Raw genomic sequence first — 18076 nt, 5'->3', positions numbered from 1 at the left:
TTAAAATGAGGAGATACTATGAAAAAGTATGGTTGGATTTTATCGTTACTGCTTTGTATGAATGTCAGTTTTGCATCGGGAGCCTCTGAAATTATTTCAAGGATCGCACCGCTTGCGATGAATGCGCAAGGCGATATTTTATGTAAATCTCTCTTTTCTAAAAATGTGAATGGATCACGATATGTCACGGATGTGGATGTTTCGCTTTGCCTTGTAAAAGATGGGGAAATTCTAAATTTAGAAATTATTGATCAATTTAAACCATCGCCGGGAATTGATCATTATGAGGAAGATTATAGTGGTTATTTCGATATTTGGGACAGATATCGAGCGATTGAATTTTCAGAAAATGAACCACTATTAACAGATTATTATGCGCAATATCTCACGCAAGGATTTACGGCGTTAGCATTAGATGAATATGCCTTAGAACCTCATTTTTCCGTGAACAGATTCAATGAAGAGAGGAATGTGCGTTATCAAGACCTCAAACAAGTTGTATTGAAGAATGAAGAATTATTGGGGAAAGGATTGCCGGAGATTTCGGAAGCATTCGATCCCGATGCGATTTTGAAAACAGTGAAACTCCAATACCAAATAGGGAATCAACTATGGCTTGAAGTGGATGATTGCCCGCCAGAATACGCAACCACAGAATGTGCCGATGATAATCCTTTAGATGAAGGAATTCACGTGATGTACTACATTTCCCCGCTCTATGATTCCTATAAAGCTAACGGCATATTTGGGAATGATAATCCCGATCCCTTTGGCTATGAAATGCAGAGAGTGAATTCGATTATTTTTCTTCCGGAAGAAGATTGAAAGATAGCGCAATAATGGATGAATTATTAAGGGATAGTCTAAGAGCTATCCCTTTATCTTTGAGTGAAAAAATATGGCTAGTTCAAATTTAGCTATTTTGATGTAGCTAACGAGTTAATTTTCCTGAGATTTTTCTAGTGCCTGATCAATATCGGCAATGAGGTCATTCACATCTTCTAAGCCCACAGATAAGCGAATCAGTTCCGGTAAAACGCCAGCTTTTCGTAAGCTTTCTTCATCGAGTTGTGAATGTGTAGTGCCGGCAGGATGAATCACTAAGCTTTTGGCATCGGCAACATTGGCAAGTAGAGAGAAGATTTCTAATTGATCAATAAACTTGATGCTCGCTTCTTTGCCACCTTTCACACCAAAAGTGAAGATAGCACCAACGCCTTTCGGGAAGTATTTCTGTGCGCGTTCATGGAATTCATTGGAGGAAAGTCCGGGATGTTTGACCCAATCAACAAGCGGATGATTCTCTAAATGCTTAGCGATTTTAAGCGCTGATTCCGTCATTCTTTCCACACGTAAACTGAGCGTTTCTAATCCTAATAAAATGAGGAATGAGTTGAAAGGACTAATGCAAGCGCCGGTATCACGAAGGAGCTCAACTCGCGCTTTAAGAATATACGCTTCCTCGCCAAGATCGGCATATTCTAAACCATGATATGCAGGATCTGGCGTATTAAATCCAGGGTAGCGAGGATTATCTTTGAATGTGAAATTACCATTATCCACGATGATTCCACCGATGGAAGTACCGTGTCCGCCGATATATTTTGTGAGCGAATGGACAATGATATTAATGCCGTGGCTTTTGAGATTAATTAAGTAAGGTGTGCCGAAGGTATTATCTACGATTGTAAGGAGATGATGTTTTTGGGCGATGGCAACAATCTCATCAATTTGGGGAATGTTAATATCTGGATTGCCAATACTTTCAAAGAAAATTGCCCGTGTTTTATCATTAATCGCGGCTTCTAAACCTGCCAAATCATCAGGTTCTACAAAGTGAACTTTAATCCCAAATTGAGAAGGCAGACGATTATGTAACAGCGTATAAGTGCCACCATAAAGAGTGCTCAGCGCAATGATCTCATCTCCCGGCGTTGCTACATTTAAAATAGAATAGAGAATTGCCGCCATGCCGGAACTTGTGGCTAATGCGCCAACGCCCCCTTCAAGGGCTGCGACCCGTTTTTCTAAAACATCCGTCGTAGGATTAATAATGCGCGTGTAAGTATTCCCTGGTTCTGCAAGGCTGAAGAGATCTGCGGCATGTTGCGCATTATCAAAGATATAACTCGATGTTTGATAAATAGGAACCGCACGAGATCGTGTTTCATCAATGATATGTCCAGCGTGTAGTTGTAGGGTGTCAAAGCTCCAATTTTGATCCGTCATTTTCTAAATACTCCTTCATTTTTATATTGCTTTTGGATTAGTTTTTAATGGTTTTTTTAATACTGAATAGCGAAGTAAATAACCATAAAACTATTCATGTATGTTTTGTTTTGGCATTCTATTTATAGATAACGCATCCCTTGATAGAAAGCAATGAAATCTTTTTATAAGCGTTTGAACGAATGTTATTGAGAGCGGAAAAGCGGAGCTTAAAAATCTGAAAAAGCTGAAAAAAAGAGATTATTCACAATATCAGGCATAAGAGAATTAGGGATGTAAAACAGAATCAAACAGGAGATAAAAAAGGCCTAAAAAAGGCATAAAAAAGGGTATAAAAAAAGCATATCCTTGAGATACGCTTTTTAGAGAAGTAGTTTCTATCTTGAATCTTGAATCTTAGATTTTATGCTTTAATGCCGGCATCTGGTCTTAACCCCAAAGTATGGCAAATAGCATAAGTAAGCTCTGAGCGGTTGAGCGTGTAGAAATGGAAATCTTTAATCCCTTCTTTACGCAGCACTCGCACCATATCAATGGCGATACTGGCGCCGACTAAATTACGAGTTTCAGGATCATTTTCTAAGCCTTCGTAACGTTTATGAAGCCATGTGGGGATTTTTACATTAAGCGGACCTGCGAATTTGATGAGGGATTCGTAGTTAGAAACCGGCAATAATCCCGGCACGATTTCCGCTTCAATTCCGACAGCCACACAGCGATCACGGAAACGTAAAAACGCATCAATATCGAAGAAAAATTGGCTAATGGCCAAGTTTGCGCCGGCATCGACTTTGCGTTTTAAATGCAGTAAATCCGCTTGCGCATTTTTCGCATCAGGATGAATCTCGGGATATGCCGCAACGGAGATATCAAAATCATGACGATCTTTGAGGATTTTCACTAAATGATCGGCGTAGATATTGGGATTTTCCGCGCCTTTAGGCAGATCGCCACGAAGCGCTAAAATATGACGAATCCCTAAATCCCAATAGTTATCGGCAATTTCGTTGAGCTCTTCTGTGGTTGTATCCACACACGTTAAGTGCGGAACGGCAGTTAAATCCGTTTTCTCAACAATTTCTTGAATCACTTTATGCGTTCTATCGCGCGTTGAAGCATTGGCACCATATGTGACAGAAACAAATTTTGGCTTTAAAACTTTTAAACGATTGACTGAATTTTTTAGCGTTGTCACCATCTGCTCGCTGTTTGGCGGGAAAAATTCAAAAGAGACATTTACGTCCGAAGGAACTTCCGTCAAACTTTGGTTTAAAAGCTCTACATATTGTGCACTCATTTGGGGTCCTTTTATCGTTGTACTTGGTATGTCGGCCGGCATAAAAAAAGCCAGCACTTTTGTCTTATCAAGTGTTGGCTCTACGCAACTTATCTTTCGTCATGATGTTTAAAACAGAATGATGAAGGAATTGGCACCTTAATTGTCATCAGGTTGCCGGGCATCACAGGGCCATTCCCTCCGCCGCTCTTGATAAGATAGGATATTTACTCATAATCTTTACAATTATAGTTATAAGTTTAATCTGTAAATATCTCGATCGAATCAATATAGGAGAATTGGCAGATAAAAGGCAAGTGATAATTCATTTAAGATTCTGGGATAAGTGAATAAAAGTTCTATTTTGACTTAAGAATATGGGAATGAATTTATATTCATTTATCAGCAAGATAGCTCATTTGTAGCCTCTTTTAAGAGCAAATCCTGACATTTTTTTAATGAAATTCAAGCCTTAAAAGTCCATGATAAATAGAATCTGTGTTAAGTCTGTTTTTAGTAAAATTTGATAAAAACATTGCGTTATCAAAGAGATTGCCGTGATGAGAAGATCTTTTTGTATTTTATAAAAGCTTTGAAATACCGGTAAATCAAGACTTTTCAGAGATACTCAAAAATCTTGTGAATTTTTGAGTTATATCAATAAAGTTAATGATTACTATTTAAAACATATCGTAAACGAATTTATAACAATAATCTGCTAAGGTTTATATCGAAATAGATCAAAATGGATCGATATAAACGATAAGTATGAATAAACCGTAGATCGTAACAAAAGAAGAGTGAGGAGATGAGTCACATGAGTACCGAGAAACAGCTACAAGCAATTGCGGAGCAACGAATCTTAATTTTAGATGGCGCAATGGGCACGATGATTCAGAAACGTGCTCTTGATGAAGCTGATTTCCGAGGAGAGCGTTTTAAGGATTGGCATAAAGATTTGAAGGGTAATAATGACCTGTTAGTCTTAACGCAGCCGGAGATTATCTTAGATATTCATCGCCAATATTTAGCTGCCGGCGCTGATCTCATCGAAACCAATACCTTTAATGCCACGAAAATGTCGATGGCAGATTACGGCATGGAAGATTTTGCGTATGAGATAAATCTTGAAGCGGCAAAGCTTGCAAAACAAGCTTGTACCGAGTTCTCAACACCGGATAAACCGCGTTTTGCGGTGGGCGTGATTGGTCCTACGAGTAAAACGGCTTCCATCTCTCCTGATGTGAACGATCCTGGCTTTCGAAATACCTCATTTGATATCTTAGTTGCCGGCTATTTAGAAGCGCTTGCTGGCTTAATTGATGGCGGTGCGGATATCATTATGGTGGAAACTATCTTTGATACGCTGAATGCCAAAGCGGCACTATTTGCGATAGAAACGATTTTTGAAGAGCGCAATATCCGCTTGCCGGTGATGGTTTCCGGCACGATTACCGATGCTTCCGGCAGAACCTTAACAGGGCAAACAACGGAAGCATTCTACAACTCGCTTCGCCATATTCGCCCATTTTCCATGGGTTTAAACTGTGCGCTTGGTCCTGATATGCTTCGAAACTATGTTGCCGAGCTTTCCCGTATTTCTGAATTTTATCTCTCGGCGCATGCCAATGCCGGCTTGCCCAATGCCTTTGGAGAATATGATCTCGGTGGCGCTGAAATGGCGAAAGAGATGGAAGAATGGGCAGAATCAGGATTCCTCAATGTTGTCGGCGGATGTTGCGGTACAACGCCGGATCATATTGAAAAAATTGCTTCCATTGTAGAAGGAATTGCGCCAAGAGTGCCGGAAGTGAAAGTGAAATCCCTTCGTCTTTCTGGGCTTGAAGCTTGTAATTTAACGGTCAATGATTCGCTCTTTGCAAACGTGGGCGAACGCACAAATATTACGGGATCGCTTCGTTTTAAACGTCTGATTAAAGAGAAAAACTACGCTGAAGCGCTGGAAGTTGCACGAGATCAGGTGGAAAACGGTGCGCAGATTATCGATATCAATATGGATGAAGGCATGCTCGATTCCGAAGCGGAAATGGTCACGTTTTTGAATCTGATCGCTTCTGAGCCGGATATCTCCAAAGTGCCGATTATGATCGACTCTTCGAAATGGGATATTTTGGAAGCCGGCTTAAAATGCATTCAGGGCAAGGGAATCGTCAACTCGATCTCCATGAAAGAGGGCGTTGATGAATTTATTGCCCATGCGAAACTTGCGAAAAAATATGGCGCTGCCGTTGTTGTCATGGCATTTGATGAAGATGGGCAAGCCGATAACTTTGAACGCCGAGTAGAAATTTGCCAACGTGCGTACGATATCTTAGTGAATGAAGTGAACTTCCCGCCGGAAGATATTATCTTTGACCCAAATGTTTTCGCTGTTGCTACCGGAATTTCTGAGCATAATCGTTACGGTTTAGATTTCTTAGATGCCACAGAATGGATTCGTCAAAACTTACCGCATGTGCATATCTCCGGCGGTATTTCGAACGTTTCTTTCTCGTTTCGTGGGAACAACTTAGTGCGTGAAGCGATTCATGCTGTATTCCTTTACCATGCGATTCAGCGTGGATTATCCATGGGAATTGTGAATGCCGGACAATTAGCAATTTATCAAGATATTCCGGAAGAGCTTCGAAAAGGCATTGAAGATGTGATGTTCAATCGTGATCCGGAAGCCGGCGAACGATTACTTGAAATCGCCCAAAAATATCAAGGCGATGGTGCGCAGAAGAAAGAAGAAAATCTAGAATGGCGAGAATTACCGATCGGCGAGCGTTTAACCTATGCGCTTGTGAACGGCATTGATGGCTTTATCGAAGAAGATACCGAACTTGCACGTCAAAGTTTTGATCGACCCATTGAAGTGATCGAAGGTCCGCTCATGACCGGTATGAACGTCGTCGGCGATCTTTTCGGCGAAGGAAAAATGTTCTTACCGCAAGTGGTAAAATCCGCGCGCGTGATGAAACGAGCCGTTGCGTATCTCATTCCGTTTATTGAAGAAGAGAAAGCAAAGTTCGGCGATACGAGCACTTCTAACGGTAAAATCCTCATGGCAACGGTGAAAGGCGATGTGCATGATATCGGCAAGAATATTGTCGGCGTTGTGTTGCAATGTAATAACTTTGAAGTAATCGATATGGGCGTGATGGTGCCAACGCCGAGTATTATCGAGAAAGCGATTGCGGAAAATGTGGATGTGATTGGGCTTTCCGGCTTAATTACACCATCGTTAGAAGAGATGGTGGGTTTTGCTAAAGAGATGCAACGCCGAGGATTAGATATTCCCATTATGATTGGTGGCGCAACGACATCGCTTGCGCATACTGCTGTTCGAATCGCACCGCAATATGATCATACAGTCGTTCATGTGCGAGATGCTTCCCGTTCTGTGGGCGTTGCGCAGTCGCTCATTAGCCCTGAACTTCGAGATGAATTTAAGAAAAATATTAAAGAAGATTATGAGAAACGCCGAGTAGCCTATCTGGAGCGTCAGCGAGATATTAAGCTCATTCCCTTTAATCAAGCAGCCGATAATAAGCTTAAACTCGCCTTTGATAATGTCGTAAAACCGGCAAAAATGGGGATTCATGAGTTTGAAATTCCACTTGCAGAATTGGTGGATACCATCGATTGGACGCCATTTTTTGCATCATGGCAATTGCGTGGCAAATTCCCCAATATTTTAGATGATGAAATTGTCGGCGAAGAGTGCCGTAAAGTGTACGCAGATGCGCAGAAGATGCTTCAGAAAATTTTAGAAGAGAAATGGCTCACGGCGAAAGCGGTCATCGGCTTTTTCCCTGCAAAAAATGCCGGCGAAAGCACCATTTTATTCAAAGATGATGCTCGAAAAGAGGAACTTACGAGATTACATCATCTTCGTCAGCAAACAGAAAGGCCGAATGATATGCCAAATCGCTCTCTTGCGGATTTTATTGGCGAGGAAGATTATATCGGCGCATTTGCCTGTACTGCCGGCATTGGGATTGAGCCTTATATCGAAGCATTTGAAGCAGAACATGATGATTACAGCGCCATTATGCTCAAAGCCCTTGCGGATCGTTTAGCAGAAAGCTGTGCGGAATATCTCCATAAACTCGTTCGCAGAGAATATTGGGGATATGCGCCGGATGAAAGCTTAGATAACGAAGCGCTCATTCGTGAAGAATACAAAGGCATTCGCCCAGCACCGGGATATCCTGCATGTCCTGAACATACGGAAAAAGGCACCTTATGGGAGCTATTAAACCCAACGGAAAGAATCGGTCTTGAAATCACAGATAGCTTTGCCATGTATCCGCAAGCGGCAGTTTCCGGCTGGTACTTTGCGCATCCTGAAGCGAACTACTTCGGCGTTGGGAAAATCGGCAGAGATCAAGTTAAAGACTACGCAAAACGAAAAGGCTGGAGCTTACAAGAAGCAGAAAAATGGCTCGCGCCGAACTTGGGATATGAGCCGGAGGAGTAAGCCGGCGATGTCATGAGAACAATGATCAACATGTGATATGGTGAATAGGAACGGCTGTTTTACAAGGTTCACGTTCGAATAAATATGTTGTAGTCACTTTTCCAAAAACTGGAATCTAATACACGGAAGTATATTGCATTTGCATAACATTTGAATATAAAAGGATTTATACGATGAGAGCTGCTGTTATATATGGAACAAAAGATCTAAAAGTTGTCGATGTTGAGTTAAGAGAAGTATTGCCAAGTCAAGCGAAAATCGAAGTGGAATGGGCGGGAATTTGTGGATCTGATCTGCATATTTACACCCATTTTGAAGCAGGATTAGTGCCGATTCAAGAACCGCATCCGCTTTCAGGACAGAAAGCTCCTTTAACATTAGGGCATGAATTTGCCGGATTTGTGGTAGAAGTTGGCTCGGAAGTGACGAATGTGAAAGTGGGCGATCGTGTAACCGTTGAGCCGATTTTCTATTGCGGAAAATGCCTTGAATGCCGTACCGGCAATTATCATGTTTGTCGTCATTCGAATGCGGCATTTGTGGGCATTGCGAGCGATGGCGGTTTTGCGGAATTCTGTGTGACAGAAGCCGATAAACTCCACCTCTTGCCGGATAATGTTTCGATGGAAGAAGGCGCATTAATCGAGCCAACGGCGGTTGCTTATCACGGCATTATTGAAAGCGGATTACAGTTAGGACAAACGGTATTAGTAACCGGCGCAGGACCGATCGGATTATTAACCGTACAATGCGCACTTGCTGCCGGCGCTACCAAAATCTTTGTGACAGATGTTTCAGAAGAGCGTTTAGCATTAGCGAAAAAAATGGGTGCAACGCATACGTTAAACCCTTTAAATGTCGATGTTGTGCAAACGGTATTAGCAGAAACTAACGGCAACGGCGTAGATGTATCCTTTGAAGCTGCCGGCGTGAAAGCAACTTTAGCCACAACGATCTCGGCAACAAAACGCAAAGGTTGCATCTTAGTATTAGCGCTCTTTATGGAACCTGTTGCCGTGAATATGTTCGAAGCATTAGCCAAAGAAATCACGATCAAACCCACATTAGCGTACGTAAACGAATTCCCACAAGTCATCGATCTCATCGCTTCCGGTCGCATTAATGTCAAACAAGTGATTACGAATAAAACGCAGTTAGAAAATATTGTAGAAGATGGCTTTGAGAAGTTACTCAACGATAAATCAGAAGCTAAAATTTTAGTGAGCATGAAGAAAGCGTAGATTAAATAAAGATCATTCAAGAACCCGTACCAAATATTATTGGTGCGGGTATTATTAGATTGGTAAAAATTTAGTTTAAGTATTATTTGTTATCTAGAAGAGCATTAATAAGTTGTTGTTTTCCAGTGCCTTTTTTGGATTTTCTGTTCCACCAAATACAAGCAGGATGTGGTGTTTTATATATTGCTTTTGCATTTATATTTTTTGCTATCGCATTGAAGGATTTTGAAGAAATAAAAATTACTTTTTCGGGATCAATGATGTCGATGACTTGTTGAATTGTTTCCCTAGATTTTTGTTTATCTATTTCTTGTATTTTTATACTTTTTCCTGAAAGTTCAGCTGGGCGGAGAAATGTATTCATGAATGCAAAGTGTGTGAAGTTATTATCGCTCCTTGTATTAGGAAAAAACTCATTAATTGCTTGATGGATATTGCGATAAATAGCATGACCTTTGGAGGAAGAAAGGCGGGGTTTATTTAGAATATTACGAGTATTAATCCACGATAACTCTGTCTCATTATCTATATTTTTATTTGCTGATAAATGAGATTGGTTTAGTTCATACCATGTTGTAGGGCATAGGTGAATACCGCTATTAATTTTAGGTAAATAATGACTTTCAGCTAATAATAAAGTCTTGGGGAACTCCACACCATATTTTGAACCAATAAAAGGTTTCATTACTGGATATTTTTGATAAAAAAGGATCTTATCTAATTCTGTGTCGAACTTAGAATTCAATATTGAAATCATATATTTTCTCTATCTGATTTTATAAGGATTTAACTAACTATTTAGTATTACAACGCTTCTTTCATTCTCGCTCGATATTGCGTTAAATGCGTGAACTCTCTGAGATCAACGCTCACGACTTTTGCCCATGTTAATGTGAGATTGAGGTAGATATCGGCGCTGGTCATTGTGTTGCCGGTGAGAAATGGCTGATTTGCTAAGAGATTATCGAGATATTCATAGCGCGCGCTTAGGATTGAGCTGGAAACTTTGATCCATTCATCGCCGGTTTCTTTGCCGAATAAGCGGAAGAAAAATGGCATGAAGTTTTTGTGGATTTCAGTTGCGATGAAGTTGAACCATTGGATTTGGTCAATGAGCCCTTTTCCGCTGAGTGGAAAGAGTGTATTGCCGGGTTTAAGCTCTGAAAGATAGGCGCAGATTGCGACAACTTCAGTGATGATTTCGCCATTTTCAAGCTGTAATGCCGGCACATAACCTTTGGGGTTAATTCTGTAGAAGTTCGTGCCATCTTCGAGTTTTGGAACCGGCTGAGAGATATTGACGTTTACAACGTTGAGTTCAATCTCTAAAGCATTTGCCATTGTTAAAACAACTTCCGCACAAGAGCCTTTCGTGTAATAAAGCGTAAGCATGGGATTCTCCTATTTATTTTAATATTGAAAATAGTATTCGCTGATTCTTGATAATCATTTAAATGTACCAAGATGATATATATATAGATCAGTTTAATGTTTTATAGATTCATTAATAGTACACATAAACAGAGAGAAAAGGGGATCTTTTCGAGATTTGATGAGCATTCAGCGCCGAAGTGAAATAGAGCAGTAAATCGCTAGAATGATAGAAAAGAAAAACCCCAATAATAGTTCCTAGCAGAGAGTTATTGGGGTTTTTTGTGAATCGTGACAGGTAATACGTTGTCACGATTCTTGTAGCGTTCGATCACATTTTATTTAAAAAATTATTGGAGCGCTATACATATAAAGTAGTAGATGGCGCTCTAAAATATGATGAATTGTGTTGGTTAAATCGCATTAACCGAAGGTTTTAAAACGAGCATCCGTTTCGATATACGATTTAGGATCTGCCGGCGTTTCGATTGAACCGAAAGGCATTTGCGCTTTTAAAGACCATTTTGCCGGAATATTCCACTCAGCTTTTACCGCAGCTTCGATAAGTTCATTGTAATGCTGTAATGAAGCACCGATGTTCACTTCTGCAAGTGCAAGCCAAATGCCGTAAGCTGTGATGCCGTGCGCTTGATCAGACCATTTTGGGAAGTTCGCTGCATATGCTGGGAATTGCGCTTGTAAGTCTTCTACAACTTGCTCATCTTCAAAGTACACAACAGTTCCTGCGCCTGCTGCGAAAGAGTTTATTTTTGCCTCTGTTGCCGCAAATGCGTCTGCAGGTACGATTGCTTGTAATGCCGCTTTTGTGATATCCCATAATTTTTGATGCGCATCGCCGTGAAGTACCACAACTCTTGAACTTTGTGAGTTGAAAGAAGAAGGTGCTTGTTTTGCCGCTTCAAGAACGATGTCATTAATCACTTCTTTTGATTGTGGAAGTTTATTGCCAAGATGGTAAATAGAACGGCGTTTTTCAGCTAATGAAATGAATGTGCTCATGATTTAAATTCCTATAATTAAAGTTTTTAAAATTTGTTGAAATAAAACGATTGAAATGAATATTTGGAACGAATGATTCATTGTAATTCTTATAAATTTTCAATCATTAAAAATATTACAAATCTTCGGGAATGAAGTCATCGTCTAGGAAGATCGGCGAATACTTTTTATGAAATAACGGGAATAATCATAAGTTTTTTACAGGATGTTTGCTATATTATCTCAGAAATTCTTTAATGCCTGACAGGCATTAATGCGAGGTATTTATGCAATTGATACAAGATATCGATTTAAATGACATTCAAATTTTCTGTAGGGCGGCGGAAAGTAAAAGCTTTACGGAAGCATCTATCGCTATTGGCGTAACGCCTTCGGCGGTGAGTAAGGCGGTATCAAGGCTTGAGAAAAAATTGAATATTAAGCTTTTTCATAGATCAACAAGGTCCATGCGACTCACGGAAGAGGGAAAAAGTTACTATTTAGTCTGTACGGAAGCGGTTGATAATATACGAGATATTGAGCTTCAAATCTCCAATAGCATCGAGCCGAGTGGCGTTGTGCGCATTAGTGTACCTAATAGTTATGGCGTGAAGAAATTGTTACCGCTCATTAATGACTTCTTGGAAAAGCACCAAAAAAATCTCTTAATCGAAGTATCGTTTAGTAATAGTTATATTAATTTTACAAAAGATGAGTTTGATTTAGCGGTGCGCGTAGGTGATTTGGTGGATGATCGTTTAGTGGCCAAATATGTGAATGATGCGATTCCGATATTAGTTGCATCGCCTCGGTATATTGCCAAATATGGTATGCCGGCATCTTTGGATGATTTACAGCATCATCAATGTATTGGTTTGCGTTTTTCTCATAATCGGGAAGTGATTCCTTGGCATTTTGCCGGTTTAGATGCGCCTTTTCATTTTAGACCGAGCATGATTCATAGTGATTCCATTGGCGCATATGAAACGGTCAAGAATGGATTTGGGATCATGCAATTTTTTGATTATGCCGTCGATGAAGATCTTGCTTCCGGCAGAGTGATTGAGATTTTTCCGGAGCTTAGACCGAAAGGGAAACCAGTGCATCTGGTGTATCCCACAAGCCATTATATGCCGGCAAAAGTACGAGTATTTATGGATTATTTGTTAGATGTACTTATGTAAAAGGATTGTTTAATCTGCTTGCTCTTATATATTTCTAACAGATGAAAATCAGGGTTTTTAAAGGTTGATTGTGTTCTTGAATATTGTATTAATTTTCAATTAATTTCATCATAGATTGTTATATATCACTTATCTGTTAGTTATTTCCAATGACTGATTTTAAAGATCATTTTATGTTTGATTTTGTAGACGATATGTAGATTAATAGACAGGTTATTTGGATAAAAAAGAAGATAAAAAAGGACGTATTCTCAGAGCTGGGAATGACTAAGTTTTAGGTTTTTTGAGGGCTTGGAATTTAGAATCTCGAATGAATGGGTATCGATGCCACTTTGATATAAAGCATACCGATTTTGGGAGATGGTTCTTATGAAAAAAGTAGATAAATAAGTAGACAAATAAGAGATTTAAATCTATATTTGTAGTCGTCTATATTTGTAGATAAAGGGTGGAGAGATGAAAAAAATTGAAATTACCCCATCAGAATGGGAAGTGATGCGCGTACTTTGGGCAAACGGAGATCTTGGTAGTAGTGAGATTGTGAAAGTCTTACAGAAAAAACGAGATTGGAAACCGACAACGACCAAAACATTATTGTCACGGTTAGTAGCGAAAGAGTATGTGGAAGCGAAAAGCTCCGGCAATAAATATATCTATTGCCCGACGATTTTTGAAAGTGAAGCATGGAATTCTACGGCCAATGATCTTTTTGGGTTTATTTGTGCGAAAGATCGGGCGAAAAAATTGGCAGGATTAATTACCGCAAGAGAGCTTTCTCGTGAGGATATTGCCATTTTAGAAGCGAGTATTGAAAGAGCAAAATTAGATTGCGTAGATGACATCCCTTGTGACTGTTTTAAAGGGCAATGTATCTGTCATATTCAGAAATAGTAGGAGATCAGCAGATGGAAACTCATCGAGAAGAGACGAAGGCATCGCTAACGAATCGGGAGTTTTCGCGATTAGCGATTACCGGCATGACATGTGCGAACTGCTCCGGCAGGATTGAGCGAGTTCTCGGGAAAAAAGCCGGTATTTATCGTGCGAATGTGAATCTTGCGAGTAAAAAAGGGATGTTTGAATTTGATCCCGAAAAGATTACAGAAGCAGAAATCATTGCCTCAATCGAGAAAACAGGTTTTGGGGCAATGATTGATGATGAAGATCATCAGCTTGAGTTACTTGAACAAGAAGCAAAAAATGCTCGAAAAATGCGATGGCTATTGATCACAAGTGCCATTTTAAGTGCGCCATTAGTGATTGGCATGATTGCAATGGTTCTCGGCGTGAATGCACCTTGGGTGCATTTTTTACATGAACCTTGGGTGCAGTTGGTGTTAACGACGCCGATTCAATTTGGAATTGGATTACGCTTTTACAAAGCGGCATGGGCATCTTTGCGAGCGAAAGCGCCGAGTATGGATGTATTAGTATCCCTCGGAACGTTAGCGGCATTCTTTTATAGTGTGTATAACGGCTTTTTAGGTGGCGATCCGGCGCATCTCTATTTTGAAACAAGTGCCGTGATTATTACCTTAATTCTGCTCGGAAAATATATGGAAGAGCGAGCAAAACAGCAGACCGGCGCCGCCATTCGAAGCTTAATGGCATTGCAGGTAAAGACCGCGATTCGTATTGAAGAAGTGCAAAATTTTGACGGCAAAATTACGGAAAGCTATGTAGAAGTGCCGATAGAATCAGTGGTTATCGGCGATAAATTATTAGTACATCCCGGCAACACCATTCCGGTAGATGGCATTGTGGTTTCCGGAAATTCTACCATTGATGAAAGCATGTTAACGGGCGAAAGTTTACCCATTGATAAAACTACCGGCGATGAACTCTTTAGCGGTACGCTCAATCAATCCGGTGCATTAATTATGACTTCCACCAAGCTCGACAGCGATAGTACCTTAGCGCGCATTATCGAAATGGTGAATGATGCGCAAGGCAGTAAAGCACCGATTCAAAAAGTAGCAGATCGGGTTTCGGCAATTTTTGTGCCGGCGGTGATTATCATTGCGATTTTAACGCTCATGATGAGCTATTTTGTGACGCAAGATATGGGCACGGCGATTATGCATGCGGTTGCGGTATTAGTGATTGCGTGTCCTTGTGCGCTCGGTTTAGCAACACCCACGGCGATTATGGTGGGAACAGGATTAGGTGCAAAAAATGGGATTTTGATTAAGAATGGTGAATCCTTAGAGCGAGCTTCTAAAATCAATACCATTGTTTTAGATAAAACCGGCACGATTACGGAAGGTTCGCCAAGCGTGCAATATTTTGCAATGAGCGGAATTTCAGATAATCAGGATATTGAATCCGCCAAAAGGCTTGCTATTTTAGTGGCGTTAGAGAATCATTCTGAACATCCTTTGGCAAAGGCGATTGTGGAATATGGTGTGGATAAATCCTTAACGCTTCCTGTTGTGGAAAATTTTCAAGCGTTGATTGGTGCGGGATTACAAGGCGATATTGCCGGCATTCGTTATTTTGTCGGTTCTCCTCGGTTGATGGATGATCTTAATATTGATTTCTCGGCATTGAAAGATACGGTGATTCAGCATGAATCTTTAGGTGAAACGGTGGTGATGCTGAGTAATTCAGAAGAAGTCTTAGCGATGATTACGATGGCAGATCCTATTAAAGCAAGCTCGAAAGAAGCTATTTCGAATCTTAAAGCGCTCGGCATTAAGGTGATTATGCTTACCGGCGATAATGCGAGAACAGCGGCAAAAATTGGTGCAGATGTGGGCTTAACGCCGGAAGAGATTGTGGCGGAATTAAAGCCGGAAGATAAAGCGAGCGTGGTGCAAGAGTTACAAGCAAAGGGCAGAATTATCGCAATGGTGGGCGATGGTATGAATGATGCGCCGGCACTTGCACAAGCTGATGCCGGCATTGCCATGGGAACGGGCACAGATATTGCTATGGAATCGGCAGATGTCACTATTATGAATGGCGATCTTATGAATCTTTCGAAAATGATTCGCTTATCAGAACTCACGATGCGAAAGATCAAACAGAATCTCTTCTGGGCCTTTATTTACAATACGGTCGGCATTCCCTTTGCAGCATTTGGTCTGCTTAGCCCAATCCTCGCCGGTGGCGCAATGGCATTTAGCTCTGTGAGCGTATTGATTAACTCTTTAACGCTCAATCGAGCGAAGTTAGGTAATAAAAGCAAGGAAGGATAACAATTGGGAATAAGGCTTGGTTTTGCTGGCGCGGGATTTTGAGAAGTATGCAAGCGTTCGAACCAGCGATGATTCAGCCTCTGTTTTACAATTAAACTATCGAAAACCATTTTAACTATAAAACTACGCAGAAAAAAGAAAGGCTTCCACTACAGGAAGCCTTTTGTTTTAGATCATTGATGATCGGTAATAAGGGTTCTCGTCAATCATTAACCAAATGAGAATGCGAAAATGATGAGGATTAATGCCGGAATCACATATTTAATATGATAGAAAAGAAGTGGAGCGACTTTCTGATTAATCGAACCATTATTCGTGATCTCATCTAATACCACTTTTTTCTTCAATACAAAACCGATGAAGATTGCAGAGAGCAAACTTGTAGTGATAAAGAGAATGTTCGCACTGATGTAGTCAAACGCATCAAAGATGTTTTTACCAAAGATCGTCACATTGCTCCATGTGCTTTCTGCCAAAATACTCGGCACGTTTCCTAAGATGAAGATCGTGCCAAGCGTAATAAATGTTGCCATAGGGCGTGACATTTTAAACTTCTCAATGAGTGTTGTGATGGATACTTCATAGATCGTTAATGACGTTGTTAATGCCGCAAGGAGAAGCAATAAGAAGAAAAGTACTGCGAAGAATGCCCCAAATGGAATAGTGGAGAATACTGCCGGCAATGCTTGGAATACTAAGGAAGGACCTGAAGCTGGTTCAATGCCCGCTGAGAAGAGCGCAGGGAAGATAATGAAACCAATTGCGAGCGGAATTAATGTATTAATAATGCCGGCACTGATACTGATTCCAACGATGTTCTCTTTCTTACTTAAGTAAGAAGAAAGCGTGACCATCACCCCGAAACCAATACTAAGCGCGAAGAATACTTGTCCTAATGCGAGCAGAATTACTTGAGAGTTTATCTTGCTGAAATCAGGAATGATGTAGAATTTCACCCCTTCCATTGCGCCCGGAAGGAAAAGCGCACGAATCATGAGTGCAAATACTAAAACCAAGAAGATCGGCATGACCCAACGGATCACTTTTTCAATGCCATCAATGATGCCTTTTACTAAAATGTAGTAGTTGACGGCAACGAAAATGAAGGTATAGATTGTCATTTTCCAAGGGTTGCTTGTGGATGTTTCAAAGAAGTTTTTCGCGGTTTCTGCGCTTAAAGGTGTGGAGAGGTCAATCTCACCGAGAGAAATTCCGCCAATATAGCTCATGACCCAACCGCCGAGAACCATATAGTAAGCGAGGATTCCAAAGGCGCCGAGAATGGCAAGAATCCCTACGCCTTTCCAAAGTTTGGAGATGGGATGATCTAATCCTTTGCCACTGAAGGAATCGACAACGTTGGTATGTAAACGGCGACCGATCAGATGTTCTGCAACGAGCATCGGAACACCAAGAACGAGCATGGCGATGAAGAAGACAAAAAGGTATGCGCCTCCGCCATTTTCCCCTACAAGATATGGGAAACGCCAAGTTGCACCAAAACCAATAGTTGCACCGGCAACGGTTGAGATATAAATGAGTTTGTTGCTCCAATTCTCACGAGCCATAAATCCTCCTGACTTTTATAAAAAAAATAGCTTACCACTCGCTTATTATATTTAGCGATAGAATGTTGAGCATTATTGAAATTATTAAACTCTATCTTTACGATCTGGGGCTAAAATTTAAGTTAAATGACGATAAAAAAATGAATTGTTAACATTATTAACATAGTTTTTAGGAGAAAGAACTGTTTTTATAAAAGAAATATCTCTTGCACTGCACAAAATGATCATTATGAATCATGATAAAAATATTAGGGCTTTGTTGTATGTCGTACTTGATGATTATTAGCAGAGTCTTTGAAAGATTTTTGCCAGATATAAAAGATATGAAATTAGATTTGTTTTATAAAAAAACCTTTTATATAGGGCAATATGAACCTGAAATGCGAAGAAGACACGAAGAAAACACGAAGAAAAACATATAGAAAAGCATGCATAAAAAAGCCGGCAATGATAAATGCCGGCTTGTCATGATTCATATTTGGATCTACGTTGTTATTTGTTAGAACTTAGTTATTAAAGCTT

At 40.4% G+C, this 18076-nt stretch carries 12 protein-coding genes and 1 riboswitch; of the genes, 6 read left to right on the top strand and 6 right to left on the bottom strand.

Annotated elements, in window-relative coordinates; genetic code table 11:
- Positions 1-18: 18 nt before the first annotated feature.
- Positions 19-825: a hypothetical protein gene (locus tag ACYSN2_RS02950; protein ID WP_461748770.1), complete on the top strand. Its 807-nt coding sequence runs from the start codon at positions 19-21 to the stop codon at positions 823-825.
- Between the two features lie 114 nt (positions 826-939).
- Here the strand turns inward: ACYSN2_RS02950 and ACYSN2_RS02945 are convergent, their stop codons facing one another.
- Both ACYSN2_RS02945 and metF read right to left on the bottom strand, forming a co-directional pair.
- Complete coding sequence (locus ACYSN2_RS02945) at positions 940-2229, bottom strand: O-acetylhomoserine aminocarboxypropyltransferase/cysteine synthase family protein (protein WP_461748769.1); 1290 nt, start codon at positions 2227-2229, stop codon at positions 940-942.
- Between the two features lie 403 nt (positions 2230-2632).
- Entirely contained in the window at positions 2633-3526 is an 894-nt protein-coding gene (gene metF / locus ACYSN2_RS02940) for a methylenetetrahydrofolate reductase (protein ID WP_461748768.1), read from the bottom strand.
- A gap of 86 nt (positions 3527-3612) precedes the next feature.
- Positions 3613-3725, bottom strand: a riboswitch (SAM riboswitch).
- A 597-nt stretch (positions 3726-4322) separates the two neighbouring features.
- Here metF and metH point away from each other — a divergent pair.
- Entirely contained in the window at positions 4323-7991 is a 3669-nt protein-coding gene (gene metH, locus ACYSN2_RS02935) for a methionine synthase (RefSeq protein ID WP_461748767.1), read from the top strand.
- A gap of 173 nt (positions 7992-8164) precedes the next feature.
- Positions 8165-9232 (top strand): 2,3-butanediol dehydrogenase, encoded by a 1068-nt coding sequence (locus tag ACYSN2_RS02930; RefSeq protein WP_461748766.1) that lies wholly within the window; start codon positions 8165-8167, stop codon positions 9230-9232.
- 82 nt (positions 9233-9314) lie between these two features.
- Here ACYSN2_RS02930 and ACYSN2_RS02925 read toward each other — a convergent pair whose 3' ends face one another.
- The 3 genes from ACYSN2_RS02925 to ACYSN2_RS02915 form a co-directional block, all read right to left on the bottom strand.
- Positions 9315-9989, bottom strand: coding sequence for a hypothetical protein (locus tag ACYSN2_RS02925; protein WP_461748765.1), 675 nt, complete (start codon positions 9987-9989; stop codon positions 9315-9317).
- 47 nt (positions 9990-10036) lie between these two features.
- Entirely contained in the window at positions 10037-10624 is a 588-nt protein-coding gene (locus ACYSN2_RS02920; protein WP_461748764.1) for a glutathione binding-like protein, read from the bottom strand.
- 402 nt (positions 10625-11026) lie between these two features.
- Complete coding sequence (locus tag ACYSN2_RS02915) at positions 11027-11623, bottom strand: nitroreductase family protein (RefSeq protein WP_461748763.1); 597 nt, start codon at positions 11621-11623, stop codon at positions 11027-11029.
- Positions 11624-11889: 266 nt separating this feature from the next.
- Here ACYSN2_RS02915 and ACYSN2_RS02910 point away from each other — a divergent pair, with 266 nt between their 5' ends.
- The 3 genes from ACYSN2_RS02910 (at position 11890) to ACYSN2_RS02900 (ending at position 15986) form a co-directional block, all read left to right on the top strand.
- Positions 11890-12786 carry a LysR family transcriptional regulator gene (locus ACYSN2_RS02910; RefSeq protein ID WP_461748762.1) on the top strand — a complete coding sequence of 299 codons (897 nt, stop codon included), beginning with the start codon at positions 11890-11892 and terminating at the stop codon, positions 12784-12786.
- A 456-nt stretch (positions 12787-13242) separates the two neighbouring features.
- Positions 13243-13677 (top strand): CopY/TcrY family copper transport repressor, encoded by a 435-nt coding sequence (locus ACYSN2_RS02905; RefSeq protein ID WP_461748761.1) that lies wholly within the window; start codon positions 13243-13245, stop codon positions 13675-13677.
- A gap of 14 nt (positions 13678-13691) precedes the next feature.
- Positions 13692-15986 (top strand): heavy metal translocating P-type ATPase, encoded by a 2295-nt coding sequence (locus ACYSN2_RS02900; protein WP_461748760.1) that lies wholly within the window; start codon positions 13692-13694, stop codon positions 15984-15986.
- Between the two features lie 209 nt (positions 15987-16195).
- Here ACYSN2_RS02900 and ACYSN2_RS02895 read toward each other — a convergent pair whose 3' ends face one another.
- A complete protein-coding gene (locus tag ACYSN2_RS02895; protein WP_461748759.1) occupies positions 16196-17554 on the bottom strand; it encodes a sodium-dependent transporter in 1359 nt (452 codons plus the stop codon).
- Positions 17555-18076 lie beyond the last annotated feature (522 nt).

The sequence above is a fragment of the Ignatzschineria sp. LJL83 genome, from assembly GCF_054871845.1.
The sequence above is the reverse complement of the archived record's forward strand: the minus strand, read 5'-3'. Positions and strand labels throughout refer to the sequence as shown.

Coding starts and splice junctions, on each gene's coding strand:
- ACYSN2_RS02950 (WP_461748770.1), top strand. CDS start 19: ATGAAAAAGTATGGTTGGATTTTATCGTTACTGCTTTGTATGAATGTC.
- ACYSN2_RS02945 (WP_461748769.1), bottom strand. CDS start 2,229: ATGACGGATCAAAATTGGAGCTTTGACACCCTACAACTACACGCTGGA.
- metF (WP_461748768.1), bottom strand. CDS start 3,526: ATGAGTGCACAATATGTAGAGCTTTTAAACCAAAGTTTGACGGAAGTT.
- metH (WP_461748767.1), top strand. CDS start 4,323: ATGAGTACCGAGAAACAGCTACAAGCAATTGCGGAGCAACGAATCTTA.
- ACYSN2_RS02930 (WP_461748766.1), top strand. CDS start 8,165: ATGAGAGCTGCTGTTATATATGGAACAAAAGATCTAAAAGTTGTCGAT.
- ACYSN2_RS02925 (WP_461748765.1), bottom strand. CDS start 9,989: ATGATTTCAATATTGAATTCTAAGTTCGACACAGAATTAGATAAGATC.
- ACYSN2_RS02920 (WP_461748764.1), bottom strand. CDS start 10,624: ATGCTTACGCTTTATTACACGAAAGGCTCTTGTGCGGAAGTTGTTTTA.
- ACYSN2_RS02915 (WP_461748763.1), bottom strand. CDS start 11,623: ATGAGCACATTCATTTCATTAGCTGAAAAACGCCGTTCTATTTACCAT.
- ACYSN2_RS02910 (WP_461748762.1), top strand. CDS start 11,890: ATGCAATTGATACAAGATATCGATTTAAATGACATTCAAATTTTCTGT.
- ACYSN2_RS02905 (WP_461748761.1), top strand. CDS start 13,243: ATGAAAAAAATTGAAATTACCCCATCAGAATGGGAAGTGATGCGCGTA.
- ACYSN2_RS02900 (WP_461748760.1), top strand. CDS start 13,692: ATGGAAACTCATCGAGAAGAGACGAAGGCATCGCTAACGAATCGGGAG.
- ACYSN2_RS02895 (WP_461748759.1), bottom strand. CDS start 17,554: ATGGCTCGTGAGAATTGGAGCAACAAACTCATTTATATCTCAACCGTT.